This window comes from Akkermansia muciniphila (assembly GCF_900184965.1).
Classification (GTDB): Bacteria; Verrucomicrobiota; Verrucomicrobiia; order Verrucomicrobiales; family Akkermansiaceae; genus Akkermansia; species Akkermansia muciniphila_A.
Window position 1 is genome coordinate 119,163 of sequence record NZ_FXYA01000213.1, and the last position, 23,011, is coordinate 142,173.

Below are 23,011 nucleotides of genomic sequence, written 5' to 3' on the forward strand. Positions count from 1 at the left end.
TCCCCGTGACGCAAGCGGAGAACGTCAGTCCCCGAAGCATACGCCCAAATCGCGAGCCGTGCGCACCAGCTGGCAATCGGGGTCTACCCGCTTCAAGGTTTTCACGGCTTCCTCAATGGGTACGGCAGTCATCTGCGTCCCGCGGAGGGCAACCATGCAGCTGAACTGGCGCTTTTCCACCAGCTCCACAGCATAACTGCCAAACCGGGCTCCCAGAATCCGGTCATAGGAACAGGGAGAACCGCCGCGCTGGATATGGCCCAGCACGCAGGAGCGGGTTTCAATCCCAGTGGCTTCTTCCAGTTTTTTGGAAACCACCTTGCCGATGCCTCCCAGGCGCACTTCCCCCTGGGTCTTTTCATCCAGCAATACCAGTTCGTCCGCCAGACGGGCTCCTTCAGACACCACTACCAGGATTTCCCGCTGTCCGGCAGCCTTGCGTGCCTTGATGCATTCCACCACGTTTTCAAGGGAAAAAGGAATTTCCGGCAGAAGAATAACATCCGCACTTCCTGCGATGCCGCCTTCCAAAGCAATCCATCCCGCATGCCGCCCCATCACTTCCACCACCATCATGCGCTGGTGCGCGTTCGCGGTGGTTTCCAGACGGTCCAAAGATTCGGAAACAATGGAAACGGCGCTGTAGAAGCCGAAAGTGACATCGGTGGCGCCCAGGTCATTATCAATAGTTTTGGGCACTCCAACTACGGGAAGCCCTATCTCGGAAAGCAACAGGGCCGTGGACTGGGAGCCGTCTCCGCCCACGACGATCAAAGCATCCAGCCCCAGCCGGCGGACAGTGGCCTTTGTTTTTTCCAGCACTGCGGGTTCGATAGACCCCTTTTGGTCCACGCCCACCTTGATGGCAAAGTTGCCTTTGTTCACGGTTCCCAGAATGGTGCCCCCCTTGGCGCGCAATCCGCGGCAGGCGACAGGGGTCAGCCATTCAAACCGTTCATCCCCTTCCTCGGACAAAAGCCCTTCAAAACCGTCGTAAAAGCCCACAACGTTCCAGCCGCGACGGGAAGCCGCGCCCACAACACCTTCAATAACTGCATTCAATCCGGGGGAGTCGCCCCCGCTATTCAAAACACCGATGTTCATATTAGACGGCTCTTATAGCAAAAAATTCCGTTCCCGTCTACTTCCTATCTCCTTTGTGAAGCAGATTTCATAGGAAGCTGGACAAATTCCTTGGGATCCTTCATGTCCATGCCGGAAGCCTGCCAGTTTTCCCAAACGCGCCAGCCGGTATTCATCATTTCCCTGGCGAGGGAATAGCGGTTTGCAGAACCAAGAACCGCAATAATCATGCGTTGCGGATAAATCACTTCCGTCCCCGTTTGAGGGCTGCGGCGGGAAATCGCGTTGCGCGTTACGCTGAGCAACAGGCAGGAGCCGGCGGCGCGGGAGGTGCCCGCCTTGATGCCGTCCACGCCGGAAGCGCTCATGAGTTTGTTGTTGTTGGAAATATCATACATCGTCCTGCCCTTGGTCTGGGACTGCACTTCAATGCGTCGGCTCGCCTGGGAAACAATGTAGCAAAAAGCCGGGTTTTGCATGCTGTAAACGCCCAACAGGGCCATATCCAGCGCGCAGGAAGTGGAAACGGAGTTTCCGGCGTCCAGCCCGTGGGGAGCGGTAAAGTGCGTTTTGGACATCCTCAACGAACGGGCCAGATTGTTCATTTCCCCCACAAAAGCGGCAATGGGGGCGCCCCCGCCCCGGCGGGACACCAGGTCCCGACCGACAAAGGAGGCAATAGTCAGGGCGGACACATTGTCCGAGCCCAGCAGGGTGGAATACAAAGCGTCCCGGAGCGTCAGGCGGTCTCCCGGCTGAAGATCCATGGGATTGCCCGCACGGAGACCAAAAGCTTCCTGGGGCACGGCAATGAAAGTGTCCAGCGGCAACCGCGTACGGGCCACCCAGTCCAAAGTCACCATGGCTGTGGCTACCTGGGAAAGACTGGCCACGGGCCTTTTTGCTTCTGCGTTGGAGCTGAAAAGAAGCTTGCCGGAATTGGCCTCAATGGCAATGTAACTGGGCCGTTCCTGCGCCTGGGCGGAAAACTGGAATACACAGGCCAGGGTCAAAAAGAATAGAGATAGCTTTTTCATGGCGGGACCGGCGGGATAGTGCCCATTCCCTCCTCATTTGAAAAGTCTAAAATATTTTCCGTACAACACTTATATGTCATGACACGGAAAAACGCATTGACCTTTGGGGCTCCGTCCTATTTGTTGGGGGAAGAGTCTTCCCGAACGGAAGCGTTCCTGACATACCCAGCGCCATGACCAGCATTCAGCTTTTTTACAGCCGGGACTGCCCGGGAGACATCCTGCGCGCCAATACCCTCCAGGCGTTGGACCATCTGGGCATTAATGCGGAGATGCGAACCGCGGAAACCGTTCCGGAGCAGATTGGGGCGCCTCTGCCCGCACTCGCCATTGACGGGAAAATCGTCGTTTCCGGCGTGGAGCCTTCCGTGCGCGAGCTGGAACTCCTACTCAAAGACCACCTGCAAGAACGGGAAGAGGATTCCCCCTGCGGAGCGTGCGGCATGGGATGCAACGGCATAAACGGCCCGGAAAACTGCCCCATGTGCGTACAGGACGGAAAGAACGGCAGCATGGCGGCCAGAATCATCGGTTTTGCCATCCTGCTCATGATCCTGTTCCTCGCGATGAAAATCCTGTCCTGAATATTCTCATGCCGGGGCGCCTCTTTTTGCGCGTCCATCCTCTTTCAGGAAATGAAGGTGTACGGCTGTTAACGGCGTTTGCCAGCCCACGCAGGCGGTCTTGATAATTTCTTGAATTCCCCTTTCCTCCGGCACACAGTAGAGGCATGCGCTCCTTCTTCGGTTCCATTCTCCTGATTCTGGTGCTGGCGGCCCTCGGCGTCACCATTTATTATCACTGGTCCACCAACTCCCACCTGGAATTCGAACTCCGCAACCCTGACGAGCCGGAAAAAACGATACAGGTCATCAACATGGAGAAACGGGCGGCAGCCCTGCAGGCTGTTCCGGAGGAAAAAACTCCTGTTTCCCCCGCGGAAGAACTTCCCGCTTCCGCTGCCGGAATGCCGGAAGCCACGGAATTGTAATCACGCCCCTTTCCGAATCATGAAACCGGTCATTGGATACACGCTGGGCGACCAGTCGGGCATAGGCCCGGAAGTCATTTCCGCCGCGCTTGCTTCCGGAGAACTCCCGGAAGGCGCGGAATACCGCCTCATCGGCAAGAGAGAGAATCTTCCCCTGGGCAGACCTAACGCGGAATCCGCCAAACACGCCTTCGACCATCTGGAACAGGCGGCCCATGCCCTGCGGGAAGGAACGGTGGACGCTGTCGTCACCGCCCCCGTCTGCAAGGAAACCCTGCATGAGGCAGGCTTCCGCTGGCCGGGGCAGACGGAATTCTTTGCAGAACGCCTGGAAACGAACAATTACGCCATGTGCCTGACCGGAAAACGGTTGACGGTGGGGCTGGCAACCATCCACACCTCCCTCCAAAGCGTGCCTGCCCTGCTGAAAACAGAGGAACTGGTCCGCATCGGAACCCTGCTGAAAGACTTCTGCATCCGCAAGGGAATCATGCGCCCGCGTATCGCCCTGGCAGCCCTGAACCCCCACGCCGGGGAACACGGCGCTTTCGGCGATGAAGATGAAGCCATCATTACCCCGGCCGTGGAACGACTGAGGAGGATCAATACGGATGCCGCATTTGACGGGCCTTCCGTCCCGGACTGCGTGTACCGGGATGCCGTGGAAGGGAACTATGACGCCGTGCTGGCCCCTTACCATGACCAGGGATTGATTCCTCTGAAGCTGGTGGACTTCCATACCGCCGTCAACGTCACCCTGGGCCTGCCCCGCCCCCGGCTGAGCCCGGACCACGGAACCGCCTTCAACCTGGCGGGCACCGGAAAGGCCAATCCGTCCAGCACCATCCACGCTTTCCAGCTGGCCGTACAGATGGCGCAGACGCGTTAACGTTTTTCTTCTTTCCGGAGCTCTTCCCGCCACACCCTGCGCAAGACAAAGCTGTTCCGGAGGGGAACAAAGCCCTTCTGCCCGTGGCAGCAACCGCTCCAGCGGATCTGCCTCCCGCCAGTTCCTCCTTTTTTTGCAGGAAAAGGAATCCTTTACCCGGGAAAAGATCATATCCTAAGTTGCGGCGTCCACTTCTTTTCCGTACGGCACCCGCCAAGCGAACGCCGGAATCGTCTCTCCTACAGCAAAGGCTGCCGGCAGGAAACGCCATGCAGAACAATTCTTCCGTGCCTCGGAGAGAGTAAAACGCAGGAAACGGCATGTTCCCGGAAACAAGGTAAAAAATAGGCTTGCTTTCTGAAGGCAATCATTGCACCTTACTTGCCCGCAAGGTGCGCACCGTTCGCACGACACATTTCTAATTATCACAAGACCATGAGAAATTACGAAGCTCTTATCGTATTCAACATGAAGGGTACGGAAACTCCCGTTGAAGAGTTGATCAGCACCGTAGCCGCCGCGATGAAGGAAGAAGGCGCCGACATCACCGCCACGGAAAACGCCGGCCGCCGCGAATTCGCCTACGAATCCAACCACCTTTCCGCCGGGCAGTATGTGACCTACACGTTCTCTGCGGAACCTTCCGCCATCAGGCCCATCCGCGAACGCCTTCGCCTGAATCCCCAGATTCACCTTCAGTATTACAAGGTGCTCGGCTAAATCAGGCCCATGCGGACGAAGTTTCCGCTCCTTGCTTTTTTACCAAAAGGACCGCTCCCGTGAAGGGGCGGTTCTTTTTTTCTTAGGTACTGCCCTCCCTTCCCCTCTGAAGGCAAAGCTCCCTGCTCAACAAATATTCCCCGCCTCTAAAGCAATATTGATCAGGAACCGGCAATAAGAGACTAATCGGCCGCTCTTCGAGAATCACGCTTCATTTGATTCACCGCTCATCCTGCCCCTTGCTGTCAGGAAAAAGAGCGGCAGTCTGTGAGCCGGCAATTTCCGCCTTACAGGGAAATAAAGTTTTCCAGCAGTTTCACGCCCAGTTTCTGGCTCTTTTCCGGATGAAACTGGGTGGCGACCAGATTGCCGCATCTGACAGCGGCCGCAAAACGCACGCCGTAGGTGCAGAAAGCGGCAATCAGGGATTCATCCTCCGGCTGAGGATAATAGGAATGCACGAAATAAAAGTACGGTTCCTTCCCCATGCCTTTCCAGATGGGATCGGCGGGATCGGCTAGAGCCACGCTGTTCCAACCCATGTGAGGCACCTTGAGTTCCGATTCTGAAAACCGGACCACGCGCCCCTTGAGGATTCCCAGTCCGGGGACCTGTTCGTCTTCCTCCCCGCTTTCAAAAAGGACCTGATAGCCCACGCAAATGCCCAGAAAAGGCCTGTCCCGCTCTATCCACTCCCGAACCAGGGGCACCAGATTCTGGCGGCGCAGCTTTTCCGCACAGTCGCCGAAGGCGCCCACGCCTGGAAGAACCAAATGAGTTACGCCCGCCGCATCTTCCGGCGTACGCACCAGGTGCCCCGTCACGCCGGCGGCCTCAAAGGTGTTCAGCACACTGCGGAGATTGCCCGCACCGTAATCAATCACGCCCAGTTTCATGTATTTTACAGCATTCCCTTGGTTGAAGGCAGCGTCCCGGCGGCCCGGGGATCAATCGCCGCAGCCTGCCGCAACGCATGCGCGATGCCCTTGAAGACAGATTCCGCAATGTGGTGGCCATCCCTGCCGTAAAGCACTTCCACATGCAGGTTGCAACGCAGGTTATTGGCCAGCGCGCGGCAGAATTCCTCGCAAAGGGTCAGCGGAAAGTTGGGAGCATCCGGCAAACCGCCTTCCGGGATACGGAAAGCAACATACGGGCGGTTGCTCAAATCCATCACCACGCGCGTAAGAGTTTCATCCATGGGCAGGTAGGAACAGCCGTAGCGGACAATGCCCTTTTTGTCCCCCAGCGCATTTTTAAGGCATTCCCCCAAAACGATTCCCACATCCTCCACCGTGTGGTGGGCGTCCACTTCCAGGTCTCCGCGGGCCTGAAGGGTCAGGTCCATCAGGGAATGGCGGGCCAGTAAGTCCAGCATGTGGTCAAAAAATGCATGCCCCGTTGCGACGGCGGCGCATCCCGTGCCGTCCAGGTTCAGTTCCATGCTGATGTCCGTTTCACCCGTGACCCGTTTGCAAGAAGCGTTCCTCATGCAGCACTTCTATACTGAAGACGCGGCGGAAGAAAGCAGGAAATATCGCATGGGAAAAGATTTGCCCTCTTCTTCCCGCAAAAAACCATGCAGACCGTCAAAGGAACACGCCTCCGGCCCCGCTCCGACAGAAAAATTTCAGGAATCTTTAACGACAAATTGCGCAAAACCGACGGACGGAAAGCCTGACGGATAGGATAGAATCAACCCATACTTGATCCATCCCATCCGCAAACGCTATTTCCGACATGTTTCCCTGGAGCGTTTTCTCCGGAAAACGGCAGAATTATTTCTTTTGGGCCTTGGCCGCCTCGTCTCTTTCCTTCTGGCGCTTCTTATCCCGGTCTTCACGGGCTTTGCGCGCCGCTTCCGCACGTTCGGCACGTTCACGGGCACGCTGTTCCCGCAATCCCACGCGCACCGTTTCCGTCAGTTCCTCATAGTATTCCCTGGGAACCCGGGCGGTCCGGAGCTCCGTCAGAACCTCCATAGCCTCGTCAAATTTTTTCTCGTCACACAGATTCCAGGCCTTTTCCAGCGCAGCGGAACCGGCTCCGTTTTCCGGGTCCTGTTTTTTTAAGCGTTCCGCATCCGTAGCGGCTACCAGTTTAAGGTCTCTCATGGCTTCCAAAGAACCTGCCGTAGGTTCAAACCACCGGTCCCCGCGTTCCTTGACCTTCTTGCGCAAAGCACGGTACACTTCCGTGAGCTGGTTTTCACGTTCCCGGATGGCAGTCTGCCTTTTCTGGAAAGCATCCATCAGCTCCTGACGCTGTTCCTTTGTCAATTTGGGATTTCCGCGGCGCTTCTCTTCCTCTTTTCTCAGGGCTTCTCGTTCCTTCTCCAGGGACTTTTCCTTGGCGGCGATCATGACCTCCAGCTTACGGTTGAGCTGTCCGGCAATTCTGGCGGCATCCGGATAGGCATCCGCCAGAGCGGCGGAACCGGGATAACCGTCGCGCAAGCGGTCATACACGGCCATGGCCCGGTATGGATTGCGCACGGCAAGCGCCTTGAAACGCTTCAGCAATTTGTTGGCTTCATGATCGTATTTGGTGCGCACGGTCACTTCCGCCTCCTCCTTGGCATCCTGAGCAGCCTGTGCTTCCTCCGTCAATTTCTTCTCTTCCAGCAAAACCACTACTCTGGCCCTTGTCTTGACGGCGGCGTCATGGGCGAGCCCCTGGGGATTCTTTTTAATGGTCTTGTCCAGGTCCGCCAAGGCTTTTTCCAAATCCCCGGCATTCATGGTTTCCGGTTTGGCATATGTCTTGCCGATTCGGGCAGCTTCCAGTTCATCCGGAGTTGCCTTCCTGATGGATTCAATCAAATCCCTCTTCACAGTCACGGAATCCTTGATCCCACCGGACACGGGAACCAGGAGGCTGACGCTTTCCGGCGTTTCCACTTCTACCGTACAATTTTTGTAAACGGTTCCATCCTTGAGTTTTACTTCATCTGCAGCTGCAAGCGGAACGAATGCGGCCAACACCAATATGAGGGACTTGTTCATAAATCTAAGGCTTTTCCAGATTGATCAGACAAATACGTATCCTGCACTTTATCAAAAGACGCCCTGTTGGCGACAAAAAAAAGCCCGGAGCCGCAAAAACGGCTCCGGACCCGGAAAAGAAGAAACAGTATGTATCAAACTTATTTCTCGGCAGCAGCTTCTTCAGCAGTCGGAGCCGCTTCCTCGCCGGAAACACGGGGAGCTTCCACAATAGCGACGATCACATCGCCGGCCAGTTCCGTAGTTACGCCGGAGGGGAGCTTGAGATCGGCAATGCGCAGGCTTTCACCCAGCTTCAAACCGGAGACGTCAGCGTTAATGGCTTCCGGCAGATCCTTCACCTGGCAGATAATTGCCAGTTCATGAATGGTCTGGTCCAGAACGCCGCCCAAGGCCACGCCGGCGGAATCGCCTTCCAGAATGACGGGAACAATGGAATGGATGACCGTAGTGTCGGTCACAGCCTGGAAGTCCACATGCAGACAGGCGTTGGTGATGGGGTTGTGCTGCACTTCCTTAAGGAGAACCTTCACGATTTTGCCGTTGATATCCAGGGCCACGAGGATGTGTTCGGAAACGGCGGAAGCCAGCATGCGGGCAAATTCACGGGCGTCAACCTGGATATTGACGTTGTCAAAACCGGGACCGTAAACCACGCCGGGAACCAGGCCCTGGCTGCGGAGTTGCTTCAGATTACCGGAGCCGCAGGCTCTCGTTTCGGCCTTGAGGGAATGGGATGTAGCCATGTTTTATAGAGGCAATATTGAGTGTTGATTGATGATGTTTCCTAATCGGGTTCAGGCAGAGGCCCCGCCGGGATTTCCGAACCCGCGTAAACCGGTACTCAGGTCAGGGCGCAGGACTCTGCACTAAAATTGTCTAAATGTCAAATAATGATGATACGGATTCTCCGTCATGTATGCGCTGCACGGCATGACCCAGCAGATCTCCCACGCTGACACAGTCCACCTTGGGGCCATAAGCCATGGGAACAGTGTCGGAGGTAAGAACGCGTTCAATGCAGGAACCGGAAATCCGTTCGCGGGCCATGTCCCCCAGCACGCCGTGGGAAACGCAGGCGAACACGCGCTGGGCTCCCCGTTCCTTCAGGATATTGGCAGCAGCGCACAAAGTGCCGGCGGTTTCCGTCATGTCGTCAATCAGGACGGCATCGCGACCTTCCACGTCACCAATGACATTCATGGCTTCCACATGGGTGGCGTTGACGCGGTGCTTGGCAACAATGGCCAATTCCGCACCCAGCGCGTCAGAGTACGCGCGAGCCATTTTCACGCCGCCCACATCCGGGGAGACGACGACCAGTTTCTTGAGGTCTTTAACATAATGTTCGCGCAGGTGACGGATTAAAACGGGGGCGGCGTACAGGTGATCCACCGGAATATCAAAGAATCCCTGGATCTGGGCGGCATGGAGATCCATGGTCAGCACGCGGTCCACTCCGGCGGCCGTCAGCAGATTGGCCACCAGCTTGGCGGTAATGGGAACGCGGGGCTGGTCCTTGCGGTCCTGGCGGGCATACCCGAAGAAGGGGACAACAGCCGTGATGCGTCCGGCACTGGCGCGGCGGGCGGCATCTACCATCACGCACAATTCCATGATATTATGGTTCGTGGGCGGGCAGGTGGGCTGAATGAGGAAAACATCCTTGCCCCGGATGTTTTCATTTATCTTTACAAAACTTTCCCCATCAGGGAAAGTATTCACCGTAACGTTCGTCAACTGAATGCCTACGCTTTGCGCAATGCGCTCCGCAAGTTCTCTGTGTGCTGTACCGCTGATAATCTTCATACCGGAAACTGAAAAGCGGACGCATTCTGAACACAGGTCCGCATAATCGCAATACTTAATTCTCACAATTTAATTTTTCTCCATGATGGATTCCCCCGTTCCTGACGGCAAAGAGAGATTTCTGACCGCCCCCATGATCGCCTCCCTGGCCGTGAGCACACTGCTGCTGGCGCTGACTTATCTGGCATTCCCGGAATTCGGTTCATCCGGAAATGAAACCAGCATCCAGTGGCTCATTTCCTCCTGGAACAAGCAAACGGATTATGAACACGGCTGGCTGGTGGTTCCCATCATCGCCTTCATGCTGTACCATGCCAGAAAGAAAATTGCCCAGGCTCCCAGACGCATGGACTGGCGCGGCCTGATTCTTTTCATCCCGGCAATCATGCTTCTGATGCTTTCTTTCCGCGTGGGGCAGCCCCGCGTGGCCGTAGGCGCTCTTCCCCTGATTTTACTGGGCGGGGCCTGGTATCTGGCCGGACCGCAAACCGCCAGGCTGTGCGCTTTCCCTCTGCTCTTTTTCTGGCTGTGCATCCCCCTGCCCTCCTTCCAGCAGGCTACGGTAGGGCTGCAAATCATCGCGACGGAGCTGGGGCATTGGGGAGCAACCGTCTTCGGGGTAGATACCTATCTGCAGGGCACCAATATCCGCTCTACCGGCGGACACTGGGACGCTTTCAATATTGCAGGAGGGTGCAGCGGCATGCGCTCCCTGATGGCGCTGCTCATGCTGTCCGCGGCCTGGGCCTACCTGTCCGACCTGAAATTCTGGAAAAAATGCGTGCTCTTCCTCAGCGCGATTCCCCTGGCTGTCATCGGCAACGGTGTCCGCATCACCAGTATCGTGGTGATGGCGGAATACGGAGATCCCGAGTTTGCGTCAAAAACCTGGCATGACTGGTCCGGCCTGCTGTTTTTCTTCCCCATCAGCCTTTTCGGCCTGGCGGCCGTCCACTCCCTGCTGGCCGGGGAGCTGATATGGAAGCCGTCACAACGAAAGAAACTGGTTGTCAAAATGAACAAGTCCCATTAAGCGTTTCCGCCGCCATGAACATTAAAACGCTCAAAATTCTCATCATCCCTTTTCTGATGGCCGTCATGCTCGGCGGCACTTACCTGATGCCCCGCAAGGGGGAGGTGCAGGACTCATCCATCAGCATGGATCTCCCCACAGGCATGAATCCGTACGGCTGGCACGGCACGCGCCGTCAGGAATCTGAACAGGAACGGAGCCTCCTGGCCCCGGACACGGAATTTTCCAAAGCGGATTACGTGCAAGAACTTCCCATCAGCCTGGATGAGACGGAAACCGTACCCGTTCTGTGCCGCGTTTCCATCGTTAGATCCGGTCATGATTTAAACAACTCCATCCACCGTCCGGAACGCTGCCTTCCGGCCCAGGGCCACTTTAACCTGACGGGGACCACGGCGGATGTCCCCGTGGAAGGCCATGGAACCATCAGGATGACCAAGCTGAAATCCCAGCAGAACATCGCTCCGGACCATCCGCAACCTGTCATTCTGGACAGCATGCATTATTACGTATTTATCGGCCACCGCCACATGACGGAAGACCACTTGATCCGCACCCTGATGGATATGAAAGACAGGGTTCTGCACGGCATGGATCAACGCTGGTGCTATTTCCAGATTTCCACCACGTACGGGGACAAGATCAGGGTATCGGAAGAGAAAGCCCGGGAACAGACGGAACGCCTCATCAGCCAACTTCTCTCCCAACTGGTGAAGTGGGATGAATTGAAGCGGTAACACGGCTCCGGCGGCTCAATCCGGAAGATTTCCTTCCAGCCAGGAGGAAGCGGCTTGAAACAGGCTGCACGCTTCTTCCCCGGGCGGCTCATAAAGCATGGGCGCAGGACGCCGGTGGGAATAAAGGCGGCCCTTCCGGTCACGCCGGAAGCCTGAAAAAGCCAGATTGGCATCAGCCCCGGAGCAATGCCCCCAGCGTCCGCCTATTCTGGGCACCGCGTCCATGAAGCCGCCTCCGTCCCGCAGGTAAGCGTTCCCCCACCATTCCACACAGGCCGGACGCACGCTCTTTTGCCGGCGCGCCACGGCGTCTATGGTCAGGAGGCAAAGCGGAGCAGCCTGAACCGCCTGGCTCCTGGCTACTTCCACCGCGCAGGAGCCTCCGTAACTGTGTCCTATCAACACGACAGGCAGGCAGGGATATCTCCTTCTCAATTCTTCCAGCTCCACCGCTATTTTTCCGCACCTGTCCAGAAACACGCCGCAGCCGCCTCCATCCCAGTGGTAATAAGCCGTTGCGTACGCCACACCCGGCAAAAAACCGGAAAATCCCTTTTCCACACGGCTCAGACAACCTGCCCAAATATCCCCGAAACCGCCGATGAACACAGCCAGATATTCGGGGACATTTTCGCGGGGAAACCGATTCAGCGTCCTTTGAAAATGCATGACGGCCTCATAATGGAGAAATCACGTCAATATCCAAGCCTGTAAGACGTTCTGGCTTGATAAAACCTGAAAACTGTCCAAATGTGGCGGTATGCAAGTAATCATTCACCAATGGGCCTTCAACGGAAGCTTTGACCAGCTTGCCTCCCTGCCCCGCCAGGAACTTGTCAACGACTGGTTCGGCTATGATGTGGAGCCAAGCGCGGAATTCGCCTTCGCCACGGACGGGGAATTTCTCTGGTTTCTGGCATCCCGCAGCAAGGCAGCCACCATCCACCCGGAAGCCCGGCCCGGCCAGTTCCAGCCGGAATTATGGCGTTACGACCTGGCGGAATGGTTCATGGCCGCCGGAGACGGCACCAATTACTGGGAATTCAACCTCGCGCCCAACGGCGCATGGTGGGCCTGCGCCTTTTCCGACACCCGCCGCGCCAATGAAGACATTCCCGCTCCGCTGGCTGTGGATACCAAGTGCATTTTAACGGATGAAAGCTGGTGCGCCATGGCCCGGATTCCTCTGAACGAACTGCGCGGCGTGGACATCCGCGACTGCAAGCTGGCAGCCACGTTCATCCTGGATACTCCGGACCAGATTTTCCTGACTACGGCGGACGACCTTTCCGGCAATCCGGATTTCCACCGCCCGGACTGCTTCTGCACCCCCATTCTCAAATAATCCATGTCTTTGAAAGAAGACATTTCCCGCATTCTGGGGCCTGGAAAAGTTTCCGGAGCCCCGGATGTGCTGGCGGCGCACGCCGGAGACAAATGGTACGCCTCCGTTCTGCCGGAGGCAGTCGTTTTCCCGGAAAGCACGGAGGACGTCTCCCTGCTGCTGCGCTACGCATCCTCCATGAATATCCCCGTCACGGCCCGCGGCGGCGGGGTAGGATACGTAGGGGGATGCGTTCCCGTGCGCGGAGGCATCAGCCTTTCCCTGGAACGGATGAACCGTATCCTGGAGATATCCCCGGAAGACGGCGTTGCCGTGGTGGAACCCGGCGTTATCACAGCGGATCTTCAGCGGGAAGCCCGTGCTCTGGGATGGTTCTACCCTCCGGACCCGGCCTCCAGGAAGGAATGCAGCATCGGGGGAAACATCGCCACGAACGCGGGCGGCCCCAGGTGCCTGAAATACGGAGTCACCAAAGCTTACGTGCTGGGGCTGACCGTGGTGCTTGCCAGCGGAGAGGTAGTGGAATGCGGCGGCCGCACCCATAAAAACAAGACGGGATTCGATCTCGGAGACCTCTTTATCGGTTCGGAAGGAATGCTGGGCATCATCACCCGGGCCGTTCTGAGGCTCATCCCCCACCCGGAAGCATTCGGCGCGCTCAGCGCCGGCTTCCCGCAATTCCCTCTGGCCGCCGCCGCCGTGCAGCGCATCCTGAACAGCGGGCACCTTCCTTCCGCCCTGGAAATAACGGACAGCTTCACTCTCCGCGCCGCCCGGAACTATCTGGGGGACAGCGCCCTGCCTTCCGGCTGCCGCGGCCACCTGATTGTGGAAGTGGACGGCAGACGGCCTGCCGTGCGGGAAGAACTGGATTCCCTATGCACCCTGCTGGAGGAATGCGGCGCAACCGGAATTCTGCGCGCAGACACGGAAGTGGAGGCGGAAGCCATCTGGCAGCTCCGCCGGGAATTTTCCTACAGCCTGAAAGCGACCGGAATGACCAAGCTCAACGAAGACATCGTCATTCCCAGGTCGCGCCTGGTGGCCCTGGTGGAATTCTGCGAGGCCCTGAACCGGGAAACAGGGCTGGACATCGCGTGTTTCGGCCATTCCGGGGATGGCAATATCCATACCAACATCATGGTGGACGATTACTCGAATCCGGAGAAGAAGGCCCTGGCGGACGCCTGTGTGGACAGGTTGTTCCACTGGGTGCTGGCGCACGGAGGAGCCATTACCGGGGAACACGGCATCGGCCTGGCGAAGGCCAAATGGTTCCGGAAAGCCGTGGGGGAAGGAGCCTTCCACCTTCACGAACTGGTCAAATCCGCCCTGGACCCAAAAAATCTGCTGAATCCTGGAAAAATGGGGCTTCCGTAACGTAAAATAAACTTCCATGACGCCTCCGGACGGGGCATCATGGATGCCGTACTTCATGAATAGCCCGCACAAGTCCATCCTAGCTGCCCTTTACGATTGCTTCCCGGTTGCAGACGCCGTTCTGGTGTTTATTCTGGATCATCCTCTGGCCTGGTTCACGCCCAAATGGCGCCGGAAAGGGCGTATGGCCCTGAAAACAGTGCGCCGCTATATCAATTACAATCGCGACCTTCTGCCTCCCGAACGCCTGGCGGAGTTTGAAGAAAGCCGCGACCTGCTGAAAACGGCCCTTTACCGGGGCGACAGGCAGCAGGCGGAAACCGTTACCGCCAAACTGGAATCCACGCTGGAATCCATTCCCGGAGCGGTTCCTTCCGCCCTGGCGGAAAACGTGGAAGTTCTGTTCGTGATTCTGGCCATTTTCCTGGGCTTGCGCTGTTACGTAGTCCAGCCCTTCCGCATCCCGACCGGTTCCATGCAGCCCTCCCTGAACGGAATCCGCGCCCTTCCCCAGGAAGGAAGCCCCACCCTGATGCAGAAAATCGGGGACATGATCCTGTACGGCGGCTCTTATGTACATGAAACGGCCTCCAAGGAAAAGAAAATCGTCCGCTTCGAACCTGCCACCAAGTATCTTCTGCTCACGGTGACCAACGTGATTTTCGATGACGGCTCCAAGCTGGAAATCCCGGCGGCGGAAGCGGAAACGCGCCGCTACTTCCTCAATCAGGAGCCGCGCTTTGAAGCCGAACGGCACACCCCGTTCAGAACCTACCTGCCCGGAGACACAATCGTCAATGCCCGTTTTGACGCCGGAGACCTGATCGTGGTGAATAAAATGGCCTACCACTTCCGCAAGCCGGAACGCGGGGAAGTCTTCGTCTTTGATACACGCGGCATCGAAGGCATCGCCAATAAGGGAAGCAGCACCGGCCAGGAAGGAGGAACCCACTACGTCAAACGCCTCTGCGGCATTCCGGGGGATACCCTCTCCATTCAGGACTCCCAGCTCATCGTCAACGGGAAACCCGCCACGGAACGGACTATCCAGAGGGTCGCTTCCGGCAAGCCCCCCTACCAGCCCTGCGGCTACGTGGCCCTTCCCGCCCCCCTGAGCCTGCTGGACGGCAGAGCTTACATCACGGAGGGAGGGACCGTGCATCTGTCCAACGACAGCAAACGCCCCTATCTGCGTGAATACGTGGCGCTGGGGGACAATTCCACCCGCGAAAACTCCTTTGATTCCCGGTACTGGGGTCCCGTCCGCCAATACAACATCGTAGGTCCCGCCAGCTTCTGCCTGTGGCCCTTTACTTCCCACTGGGGCCTGATTCCATGATTTTTATCCCTTTCGCAGGCACGTTTTCTCCGTCAAGACATGACTCAAGCCCAAACCATCACCAGCAAGGCCAAGTCCAATCTGGCCTTTGCCCTCATTGACCTTCCTGAAGAAGAACGCCGCCATATGGCGGAATTTTACGCTTTCTGCCGCACGGTGGACGACATCGTGGACGAACCGGGCATGACCCCCCGCGAACGCCACGACGCATTGAACCGCTGGGTGGAGGTCATCAACGGCGGAGAAGGCCTGGAACTGACGGAGCTGGAAGAGGACATCATAGCCCTTATCCAGGATTTGGAGCTGGACACTACTCCCATGCTGCACCTGATTGAAGGCTGCCGTTCGGACATCAACCAGCAGCAGCCCCGCAGCCGTGATGAACTTCTGGATTACACCTACTGCGTAGCCTGCTGCGTGGGACTTACCTCCGCCCGCATCATGGGGGCGGGAGAAGCTTCCTATCCGTATGCCATTGCCCTGGGGCATGCCCTTCAAATGGTGAACATCATCCGGGATGTGGCGGAAGACTGCAGCAAGTCTAACCGCATTTATTTGCCCAAGGAGGATATGGACCGCTTTGGATACACTCTGGAAGACCTGCGCTGCAGGGTGTATTCCCCCCGGCTTCAGGAGCTGCTGAAGTATGAAGCGGATCTGGCGGAAACTTTCTTTGCGGAAGCGGAGAGGGAATACAACCTCCTCAGCCCGGAAGACAAAGCCGCTCTTGTTCCGGCGCAGGCCATGGCGCTCATTTACCATACCATTCTGGACAAAATGAAGGCGAGCGGCTTCCGTATTTTCAACATCCGCTACCGCGTCAACACCTTCCACAAGCTCTGGCTCCTGTTCCGCATCAAACTGGATATTGACCCCCAATCCTACTACGACAAATCCAAGGCATATTATGACAAGCTGGTAGGCTTTCTTTCCCGCCCCGGCAGAAAGGATGAAAAATAGGGGTCTCCCAGGTGCGCCATGGAAAAGCTGCGGCTTTTCTCTCAACTCCGCGGGAATTATGCTTGTCCCGAAAACCGTGTTCCTGTAGGAGTTGCGGCATGCAAAACCCCGTGGCCTTCCTGCTTTTTATTCTCGCAACGCTAACCGGGCCATGCCCGGCAGCGGATTATCCGGAACGGGCGAAGCGCACGCAATCCGCAGGAAACCATGTCTGGCATATCAATCCGGACAAGGGAAATGACAGCAATCCGGGAACGTCCCCATCCACGGCGTGGAAAAGCATGGCACCGGCCAACCGCCTCATCATGGCGCGGGGAGATACGCTCGTCATCCATCCGGGGGAACACGCCGTCTCCCTGGCACTGATGGGGGAAGGTTCCAAACAGTCCCCGGTCACCATCCGGTTCATGCCCGGCAGGCATATCTTCAAACACGGTGCCCTGATTACCGGAAAACCGCAGATTTCCAACACCAACGATGCGCCCAACGAGCCCAAGGCCATGGCTGTCCGCTTGACGGAAGCCAAAAACATACGCCTGGAGGGAAAACCGGGAGCCACCGACATCCTTCTGGAGGGAAAAGCCATCTTTGTCTGCATGGAACATGCGGAAAACGTTTCCCTGAACGGCCTGGGTTTTGACTACCTGCATCCGACCATGGGAGAATTTCTGGTTACGGAAGTTGAAGGGAATACCATGAAAGCAACTATTCCGGACGGAATCCTGTACACAGTGAAGGATGGGAACCTGACCTGGCACGGACCCGGATGGGAATTCCGCATGGGAGGGTATTCCAAAGTTTTCGATTCCGCTTCCGGCACTTTCCAGGGCCGCTTCGACCCCGGGAAAACAGTCATCAGAGAATTGTCTCCCGGAAAAATCAGCATCACGTTCAAGGAAGGCTCCCCAACCATGAAATCGGGCCAATCCTACCAGAACCGCAATACCCGCAGGGACTGCTGCGGCTTCTTTCAATACAGAAGCAAAAACATCCTCTGGAATAACTGCCATATTTACTATATGCACGGCATGGGCGTCGTTTCCCAGTTCTGCGAGAACATCATGTTCAGCCGCTTGAACATAGCTCCGCGCCCCCGCTCCCTCCGCACCAACTCCTCCTGGGCGGATAATCTGCACTTTTCCGGATGCAGGGGAAAAATCATCGTCAAGGATTGCGTGCTGGGAGCCTCCCATGACGACGCCATCAATGTTCATGGCACCCACTTGCGCATTGTAGGCAGGCCGGCCCCCAACAAAATCACCGTCCGGTTCATGCATCCCCAGACCTTCGGCTTTGACGCCTTTGCCCCAGGAGACCGGATCGATTATGTTTCCAGCAACACGCTGGTGCCTTATGCATCCAATACCGTTTCCGGCGTCAACCAACTCAATGAAAAGGAAATAGAACTTACGCTGCAACATCCCAATCCCGAAAACATCCAGCCTAATGATGTTGTGGAAAACGTCACATGGACGCCATCCGTCCATATCAGCAACACGGTATGCCGCCACATTCCCACCCGGGGCTTCCTGCTTACCACCAGGAAGCCGGTGCTGGTTGAACGGTGCCGGTTTGAGAAAACGGGCATGCCCGCCATCCTGGTGGAAGATGACGCCTCCGGCTGGTATGAATCCGGCGTGGTCAGGAATATGACCATTTCCCGCAATACCTTTATTCAATGCGGAGAAGCCGTCATCCAGATCGTGCCGCACGCCCCACGGCCGGAAGGGGAGGTTCACCGGAACATCACTATTACCGGAAACACGTTTGACCTCAAGAACGGAACCGCCATCCGCACTCGCCATACCGGCAGCGTCAAGGCGGAGAAAAACACTTTCACCAAAGACGGAAAAAAGATCCCTGAAGAAAAAGCGGTGGATATCCGGTAGAAAACCTCTTCCCTACCGGTGACGGGAAACATGCACCGTTACGGAAACGCTGTCCGTCCGCGGCAGGATGAACTTGCGCAGAGTAACAACCACGTGCCGCGCGCCGAACTCCTTCAGGCAAACGTTTCCCATATCCTCCGCCAGCGTTTCCACCAGCTTGCGCGGGCGCGCCATGGCCTCCGCCCGGAGCGCACGGGCCATGGAATCATAACAGACGGTTCTGGAAAAATCATCCTTCAGTCCGGACAAGGCCTCCTCCGGATAAAAAGTGATGTCCGCTTTCAGGGTCTGCATGGAAGCGCGCTCCTCGTCCGGAACGCCGATGAAGGTATCCAGTTCAAGACCGTTGATGTTAATGGAATCCTGCGTATCGGAAGGGAGCGCGTAACGGCGCATCAGCGTGCGCAGAACAAGCAGGTCCGGAACAATCATGTCCGGTTTGGCTTTGGAAAGCTGCGCAGCGTCATTATAGCCGGTCAGGACGGCAATGGATGTGATGCCTGCGTGGTGGGCCGTTTCCACATCATGCTGCATGTCCCCGATAAATGCGGTTTCATGGGCATGCAGCCCGTGCTGGGCCAGCAGGGTATGAATGTGGGCATCCTTATGGCGGATGCCAGCGTGAATGGCTTCAAAATATTCCATCATGCCCAGTTCCCTGCATTGGATATCAAACTCTTTGGCGTCCACGCTGGTAAGAATAAAGCAGCGCACGCCGCGCGCGCGGCAGAATTCCAGGAATTCCCGGGCATTTGGCAGCACTTCCACCGGAGCGTTGGAAACGCGGAAGGCGTACCGGAAAAGGTCTTCCAGTTCATCCAGATCCGCGTGGGGCAGCACCCGGGCATAATAGTCCGGATAGGGGAGCTGGAATTCCGCGCGAAATTCGTCCCTGTTCATGCAGGGTTTCCCGTATTGGGAAAAGACGTAGTTGGAGGCGTCCAGCGTCAGGGCCAGGTCATCCACCAAAGTGCCGGACCAGTCGAAAATGATATTCTTGAACATGGGAATGCGTATGGAAAAAACTTAGTCCAGAGCGTACCGCATGGCGGCCAGGCCGAAAAAGGCAGCCGTCTCCACCCGAAGAACGATAGGGCCAAGCGTGACAGGGGCAAACCCCGCTTCCAACGCCATGGCCGTCTCCCGGTCCGTAAAATCGCCCTCCGGCCCCACCAGCAGAGAAGCGTGCCGAATGGAACGGGAACGGGCAGCCTCCAGCACCTCCCTGACCGGCCGCACTCCGGGCACCAGAGAGGCGATAATATTCAGTCCTTCCGGAATTCCGCAGCGCAGCCATTCCGCGAAGGGAACGGGAAGCGCCACTTCAGGCAGCGTGTTCTGGCCGCACTGCTTGCAGGCCTCCAGGGCAATGCGCTGCCATTTCTGCCTTTTGGCCTCAGCCTCCCGGGCATTCAGGCGCACGATCGTGCGATCCGTCACGAGCGGGATAATGGCAGAAACACCCAGTTCCACGGACTTTTGAATAATGAGATCCATGTTGGCGCCCTTGGGAACAGCCTGGCACAGCGTCAAATGGGCCACGGGGGGAGAAGGAGGACACTCCTCCCCCGGAACCAGCAACACGCCGGAACTGCGCGGCGGTTCCGCCACCACAGCGCGGGCGGCACGGCCGCAACCGTCAAAAACGATGCAGGAGTCACCCTGCTTCAGACGCAGAACCTTGGCGGCATGGTGCGCCTCATCCCCCCGCAGCTCCCAGGCGGAAGCAGCCCATTCGGAAGGCGGAAGAAAAAAGCGGGCCATGTCTGAAAAAGGGAAACGGACCTTATTTGCTCTTCAGGTAACGCGCCGCCTTGTCGGCAAACTCCACGCAAGCCGGCTGATTGCGATTTTCATCCAGAGCAGAAGCAAACGCGTTCAGTTTATCCATCTGCTCCTTGGTCAGCCGGGAGGGGATTTCCACTTCCACCTCCACCAGCATATCCCCCACGTCCGAACTGCGAAGGGCCTTTACCCCCTTGCCGCGCAAACGAAAGATCATGCCGTTCTGCGTTCCTTCCGGCAGCTTGATGGTAGCCGCGCCTTCCAGCGTGGGGACCTTCAGCTTGCCGCCGGAGACAGCCAGGGAAAGCGGCACCGGAACCGTGCAGCTCAGGTCATTGCCTTCCCTCTGGAAAATATCGTGCGGTTTGACGTCAATGAACACGTGCAGATCCCCGGTAGGGCCGCCATGCACTCCCGCATCCCCTTCCCCGGCGATGCGGAGCTGGCTGCCCGTGGCAACGCCCGCAGGAATACGGATGGTGATGTGGGAATCCTCCCTGACGCGCCCTTCCCCGCGGCAGACGGGGCATGGATCCGAGATGATTTCCCCGGTGCCGTGGCAGGTGGGGCAGGTGGACTGCTGGACAAAAAAGCCGCTCTGCTGGGTAATGATGCCGCGCCCCTGGCAGGTAGGACAGGATTTGAACGCTTCCTTTCCATCCCTGGCCCCGGTGCCGTGGCAGGTCTTGCAAGTCACCAGACGCTCAATTTCAAGTTTCTTGGTACAGCCCTTCGCGGCCTCTTCCAGCGTGATGTCCAGGTCATAGCGCAAATCGGAGCCGGGCCTTTTAGTGGACCTTTTCTGGCCGCCGCGGCCGGCGCCCCCGAACATATCCGCAAAACCGCCCATGCCGGAAAACATCTGGGCGAAAATATCCATCGGGTCCTGGAACCCGCCCCCGGCATAACCGCCGCCCGCAGCGGGACCGCCCTGTTCAAAGGCGGCATGGCCGAAGCGGTCGTAGGCAGCCCTCTTGTCCGCATCGGAAAGCACCTCATAGGCCTCTCCCAGTTCCTTGAACTTTTCTTCTGCGGACGGGTCGTCCGGATTGCGGTCCGGATGGTACTTTAAAGCCAGCTTGCGATAAGCCTTCTTAATCTCATCGTCAGTAGCGCCCTTGGAAACGCCGAGAATCTCGTAATAATCTTTTTTAGCCATGTGGCGTGAATGTTAAAAAACGGTCAGACTTGCGGTTCGGGTTCCGGAGTATGGGCGACAACCACGTTCGCCGGGCGCAGGAGCCTGTCCTTCAGCATATACCCCTTGCGGATAACGCGCAATACGGTGCCTTCCGGCTGGTCGGAGGGTTCCCGCTGAAGGGCCTCCTCCGTGGCGTGGTCAAACATGCTTCCCACCACAGGATCCACGGCGCTCACGCCATTGCCGGCGAGAAATTCGTCCAGCTGCTTCTTCACCATGCTCATGCCGATGTAAATCATGGAGGAGGCATCTGCGCTGGCGGCGGCCATGCCCATTTCAAAATTATCAATGACGGGAAGAAGTTCTTCCAGCAGGCGCTGGTTGGCGAACTTGGCGCATTCTTCCTTTTCCTTCACCATGCGCTTGCGGTAGTTATCATATTCCGCGGCGGTGCGCATGGCGGCATCCCTCCATTTAAGCAATTCTTCTTCCAGGGAAGGTTCCGCTTCCTTCCCCTCGGCAGGAGCATTCTGAGCCTGTTCCTGCGCTTCCAGCTCTTCCGCTTCCGCGTTTTTCTCTTTCTCTTCGTCGCTCATGCGGGCAATGTAAATTCTTTTACCGGATGCGTCAACGGCGTGCTAAGACATGGATGACGTTTGACGCGTAATGGACGCGCCTGATGCAACCCATCTACGCAGAAAAGAAAATGCCGGCCTTCCGCACGGCTTCCCTAAACGCCGGAAACATCCGCATCAGAAAGCAGCCGGGCAAGTTTTCCCTCGCATCCGTCCGGCAGTTCCACCACTTTCAGGCGGGAGGACTCCCCGCGCAGCAGACTGACGGAGGACCGGGGAATATCCAGCCACGCGGACAGGAAAAGGATGACGGCCTTGTTCGCTTTTCCTTCCACGGGAGGCGCGGCAATGCGCAGCTTCAGCGCGCGGCCGGCACGGGGATCATCCTCCCACCCCACGGCCTCGCTCTTCTTCGCGTTGGGAACAACTTTCAGGGCCAGTTTCATACCGTTTCCGTACGGGACTTCCCGCGCTGCCTGGCCACCAGGTCCCCATACCTGATCAACCCGCCGCCGAACAAATCCAAAGCGCTCCCCACCGTAGCATCCATGGTTCCGCCGCTCAAAGCGTCTATTTCGTCAATATCCTGAATGCAGCTGATGCCTCCGGCATACGTCATGGGCAGGCGGCGCCAGTTTCCCAGCATGTTCACCAGTTCCCGGTCAATGCCGGTGCAGAGCCCTTCCACATCCGCCGCATGGATAAGAAATTCCGCGCAATGTTCCGCCAGGACATCCAGCGTCTCCGCCGTTACCCGGAGTTCCGTCAGGGTCTGCCACCGGTTCATGGCCACGGCCCAGCCCCCTTGCACCCTTCGGCAGCTCAAATCCAGCACCAGCCGCTCCGCGCCCACGGCGGACACAAGATCCTTCAGCCTGTCCATCCGCAGCGTTCCCTCCGCATCAAACAGGCAGGAGGTAACGATCACATGGCTGGCCCCGGCGGAAATCCATTCCTCCGCGTTCTCCGGCGTCATGCCGCCGCCCACCTGAAGACCTCCCGGCCATGCCGCCAGAGCCTCCCGCGCCGCAAGGTCGTTCCCGGGTCCCAGCTTGATCACATGCCCGCCGCGCAGGCCGTCCCTGCGGTACAAATCCGCATACCATGCCGCGCCGCGGTCGGAGACGAAATTGGTGTGCAATGAGGCGCCGTCCTGCGTCAGGGTGCCCCCCACAATCTGCTTTACTCGCCCGTCGTGTAAATCAATGCATGGTCTGAATTTCGTCACGCGGTCACTTTGCCCGGGGAGCCTCTCCAGGTCAAGACGGTATTCCCCCCACGCCCTCCCGGCAC

The 23,011-nt window shown here is 57.5% G+C and carries 25 protein-coding genes; 11 read left to right on the plus strand and 14 right to left on the minus strand.

Annotation, left to right across the window (positions count from 1 at the left end; translation table 11 throughout):
• Positions 1-24 precede the first annotated feature (24 nt).
• Complete coding sequence (locus CI070_RS09340) at positions 25-1,104, minus strand: 6-phosphofructokinase (RefSeq protein ID WP_094135305.1); 1,080 nt, start codon at positions 1,102-1,104, stop codon at positions 25-27.
• Positions 1,105-1,148: 44 nt separating this feature from the next.
• Positions 1,149-2,120 (minus strand): D-alanyl-D-alanine carboxypeptidase family protein, encoded by a 972-nt coding sequence (locus CI070_RS09345; protein WP_094135306.1) that lies wholly within the window; start codon positions 2,118-2,120, stop codon positions 1,149-1,151.
• Positions 2,121-2,293: 173 nt separating this feature from the next.
• On the opposite strand from CI070_RS09345, the gene CI070_RS09350 reads away from it, so the two are divergent.
• From CI070_RS09350 to rpsF, 4 genes are all read left to right on the plus strand, one after another.
• A complete protein-coding gene (locus CI070_RS09350) occupies positions 2,294-2,704 on the plus strand; it encodes a thioredoxin family protein (protein ID WP_094135307.1) in 411 nt (136 codons plus the stop codon).
• A 146-nt stretch (positions 2,705-2,850) separates the two neighbouring features.
• Positions 2,851-3,111 carry a hypothetical protein gene (locus tag CI070_RS09355; RefSeq protein ID WP_094135308.1) on the plus strand — a complete coding sequence of 87 codons (261 nt, stop codon included), beginning with the start codon at positions 2,851-2,853 and terminating at the stop codon, positions 3,109-3,111.
• Positions 3,112-3,130: 19 nt separating this feature from the next.
• Positions 3,131-4,000, plus strand: coding sequence for a 4-hydroxythreonine-4-phosphate dehydrogenase PdxA (pdxA, locus tag CI070_RS09360; protein ID WP_094135309.1), 870 nt, complete (start codon positions 3,131-3,133; stop codon positions 3,998-4,000).
• 435 nt (positions 4,001-4,435) lie between these two features.
• Positions 4,436-4,720: a 30S ribosomal protein S6 gene (gene rpsF / locus CI070_RS09365; protein ID WP_012420513.1), complete on the plus strand. Its 285-nt coding sequence runs from the start codon at positions 4,436-4,438 to the stop codon at positions 4,718-4,720.
• Positions 4,721-5,007: 287 nt separating this feature from the next.
• On the opposite strand, the gene hisH is transcribed toward rpsF, so the two are convergent.
• The 5 genes from hisH to CI070_RS09395 all read right to left on the minus strand — a co-directional run bounded on the left by hisH (position 5,008) and on the right by CI070_RS09395 (position 9,534).
• Positions 5,008-5,616, minus strand: a complete 609-nt coding sequence (gene hisH / locus CI070_RS09370; protein ID WP_094135310.1) for an imidazole glycerol phosphate synthase subunit HisH — start codon at positions 5,614-5,616, stop codon at positions 5,008-5,010.
• A 5-nt stretch (positions 5,617-5,621) separates the two neighbouring features.
• Positions 5,622-6,212 (minus strand): imidazoleglycerol-phosphate dehydratase HisB, encoded by a 591-nt coding sequence (gene hisB, locus CI070_RS09375; protein WP_094135311.1) that lies wholly within the window; start codon positions 6,210-6,212, stop codon positions 5,622-5,624.
• 286 nt (positions 6,213-6,498) lie between these two features.
• Entirely contained in the window at positions 6,499-7,725 is a 1,227-nt protein-coding gene (locus CI070_RS09385; protein ID WP_094135313.1) for a hypothetical protein, read from the minus strand.
• A gap of 140 nt (positions 7,726-7,865) precedes the next feature.
• Positions 7,866-8,471, minus strand: a complete 606-nt coding sequence (locus CI070_RS09390; protein WP_094135314.1) for a 50S ribosomal protein L25 — start codon at positions 8,469-8,471, stop codon at positions 7,866-7,868.
• Positions 8,472-8,604: 133 nt separating this feature from the next.
• Complete coding sequence (locus CI070_RS09395) at positions 8,605-9,534, minus strand: ribose-phosphate diphosphokinase (RefSeq protein WP_012420508.1); 930 nt, start codon at positions 9,532-9,534, stop codon at positions 8,605-8,607.
• An 82-nt stretch (positions 9,535-9,616) separates the two neighbouring features.
• Between CI070_RS09395 and CI070_RS09400 the strand changes: the two genes are divergently transcribed.
• Positions 9,617-10,567 carry an exosortase/archaeosortase family protein gene (locus CI070_RS09400; protein ID WP_094135315.1) on the plus strand — a complete coding sequence of 317 codons (951 nt, stop codon included), beginning with the start codon at positions 9,617-9,619 and terminating at the stop codon, positions 10,565-10,567.
• Positions 10,568-10,581: 14 nt separating this feature from the next.
• A complete protein-coding gene (locus CI070_RS09405; RefSeq protein WP_179218284.1) occupies positions 10,582-11,304 on the plus strand; it encodes an EpsI family protein in 723 nt (240 codons plus the stop codon).
• A gap of 15 nt (positions 11,305-11,319) precedes the next feature.
• On the opposite strand, the gene CI070_RS09410 is transcribed toward CI070_RS09405, so the two are convergent.
• Positions 11,320-11,973, minus strand: a complete 654-nt coding sequence (locus CI070_RS09410) for a hypothetical protein (RefSeq protein WP_094135317.1) — start codon at positions 11,971-11,973, stop codon at positions 11,320-11,322.
• Between the two features lie 91 nt (positions 11,974-12,064).
• Between CI070_RS09410 and CI070_RS09415 the strand changes: the two genes are divergently transcribed.
• The 5 genes from CI070_RS09415 to CI070_RS09435 all read left to right on the plus strand — a co-directional run bounded on the left by CI070_RS09415 (position 12,065) and on the right by CI070_RS09435 (position 18,217).
• On the plus strand, positions 12,065-12,649 hold the full coding sequence (locus CI070_RS09415; RefSeq protein ID WP_094135318.1) for a DOMON-like domain-containing protein: 585 nt from the start codon (positions 12,065-12,067) through the stop codon (positions 12,647-12,649).
• A 3-nt stretch (positions 12,650-12,652) separates the two neighbouring features.
• Entirely contained in the window at positions 12,653-14,029 is a 1,377-nt protein-coding gene (locus tag CI070_RS09420) for an FAD-binding oxidoreductase (RefSeq protein ID WP_094135319.1), read from the plus strand.
• Positions 14,030-14,045: 16 nt separating this feature from the next.
• A complete protein-coding gene (gene lepB / locus CI070_RS09425; protein ID WP_094135320.1) occupies positions 14,046-15,368 on the plus strand; it encodes a signal peptidase I in 1,323 nt (440 codons plus the stop codon).
• 39 nt (positions 15,369-15,407) lie between these two features.
• Positions 15,408-16,328: a phytoene/squalene synthase family protein gene (locus CI070_RS09430; protein ID WP_094135321.1), complete on the plus strand. Its 921-nt coding sequence runs from the start codon at positions 15,408-15,410 to the stop codon at positions 16,326-16,328.
• Between the two features lie 98 nt (positions 16,329-16,426).
• Complete coding sequence (locus CI070_RS09435) at positions 16,427-18,217, plus strand: alpha-1,3-galactosidase-related protein (protein ID WP_094135322.1); 1,791 nt, start codon at positions 16,427-16,429, stop codon at positions 18,215-18,217.
• A gap of 12 nt (positions 18,218-18,229) precedes the next feature.
• On the opposite strand, the gene CI070_RS09440 is transcribed toward CI070_RS09435, so the two are convergent.
• The 6 genes from CI070_RS09440 to hisA form a co-directional block, all read right to left on the minus strand.
• A complete protein-coding gene (locus tag CI070_RS09440; RefSeq protein WP_094135323.1) occupies positions 18,230-19,222 on the minus strand; it encodes an HAD hydrolase-like protein in 993 nt (330 codons plus the stop codon).
• Positions 19,223-19,243: 21 nt separating this feature from the next.
• Positions 19,244-19,981 carry a 16S rRNA (uracil(1498)-N(3))-methyltransferase gene (locus tag CI070_RS09445; RefSeq protein ID WP_094135324.1) on the minus strand — a complete coding sequence of 246 codons (738 nt, stop codon included), beginning with the start codon at positions 19,979-19,981 and terminating at the stop codon, positions 19,244-19,246.
• A 22-nt stretch (positions 19,982-20,003) separates the two neighbouring features.
• A complete protein-coding gene (gene dnaJ, locus CI070_RS09450) occupies positions 20,004-21,161 on the minus strand; it encodes a molecular chaperone DnaJ (RefSeq protein WP_094135325.1) in 1,158 nt (385 codons plus the stop codon).
• Positions 21,162-21,184: 23 nt separating this feature from the next.
• Positions 21,185-21,739, minus strand: a complete 555-nt coding sequence (locus tag CI070_RS09455; RefSeq protein WP_094135326.1) for a nucleotide exchange factor GrpE — start codon at positions 21,737-21,739, stop codon at positions 21,185-21,187.
• A 134-nt stretch (positions 21,740-21,873) separates the two neighbouring features.
• A complete protein-coding gene (locus CI070_RS09460; RefSeq protein ID WP_094135327.1) occupies positions 21,874-22,164 on the minus strand; it encodes a DUF167 domain-containing protein in 291 nt (96 codons plus the stop codon).
• Positions 22,161-22,946 (minus strand): phosphoribosylformimino-5-aminoimidazole carboxamide ribotide isomerase, encoded by a 786-nt coding sequence (hisA, locus tag CI070_RS09465; RefSeq protein ID WP_094135328.1) that lies wholly within the window; start codon positions 22,944-22,946, stop codon positions 22,161-22,163. The genes CI070_RS09460 and hisA overlap by 4 nt, the downstream gene beginning before the upstream one ends.
• Between the last annotated feature and the right edge of the window lie 65 nt (positions 22,947-23,011).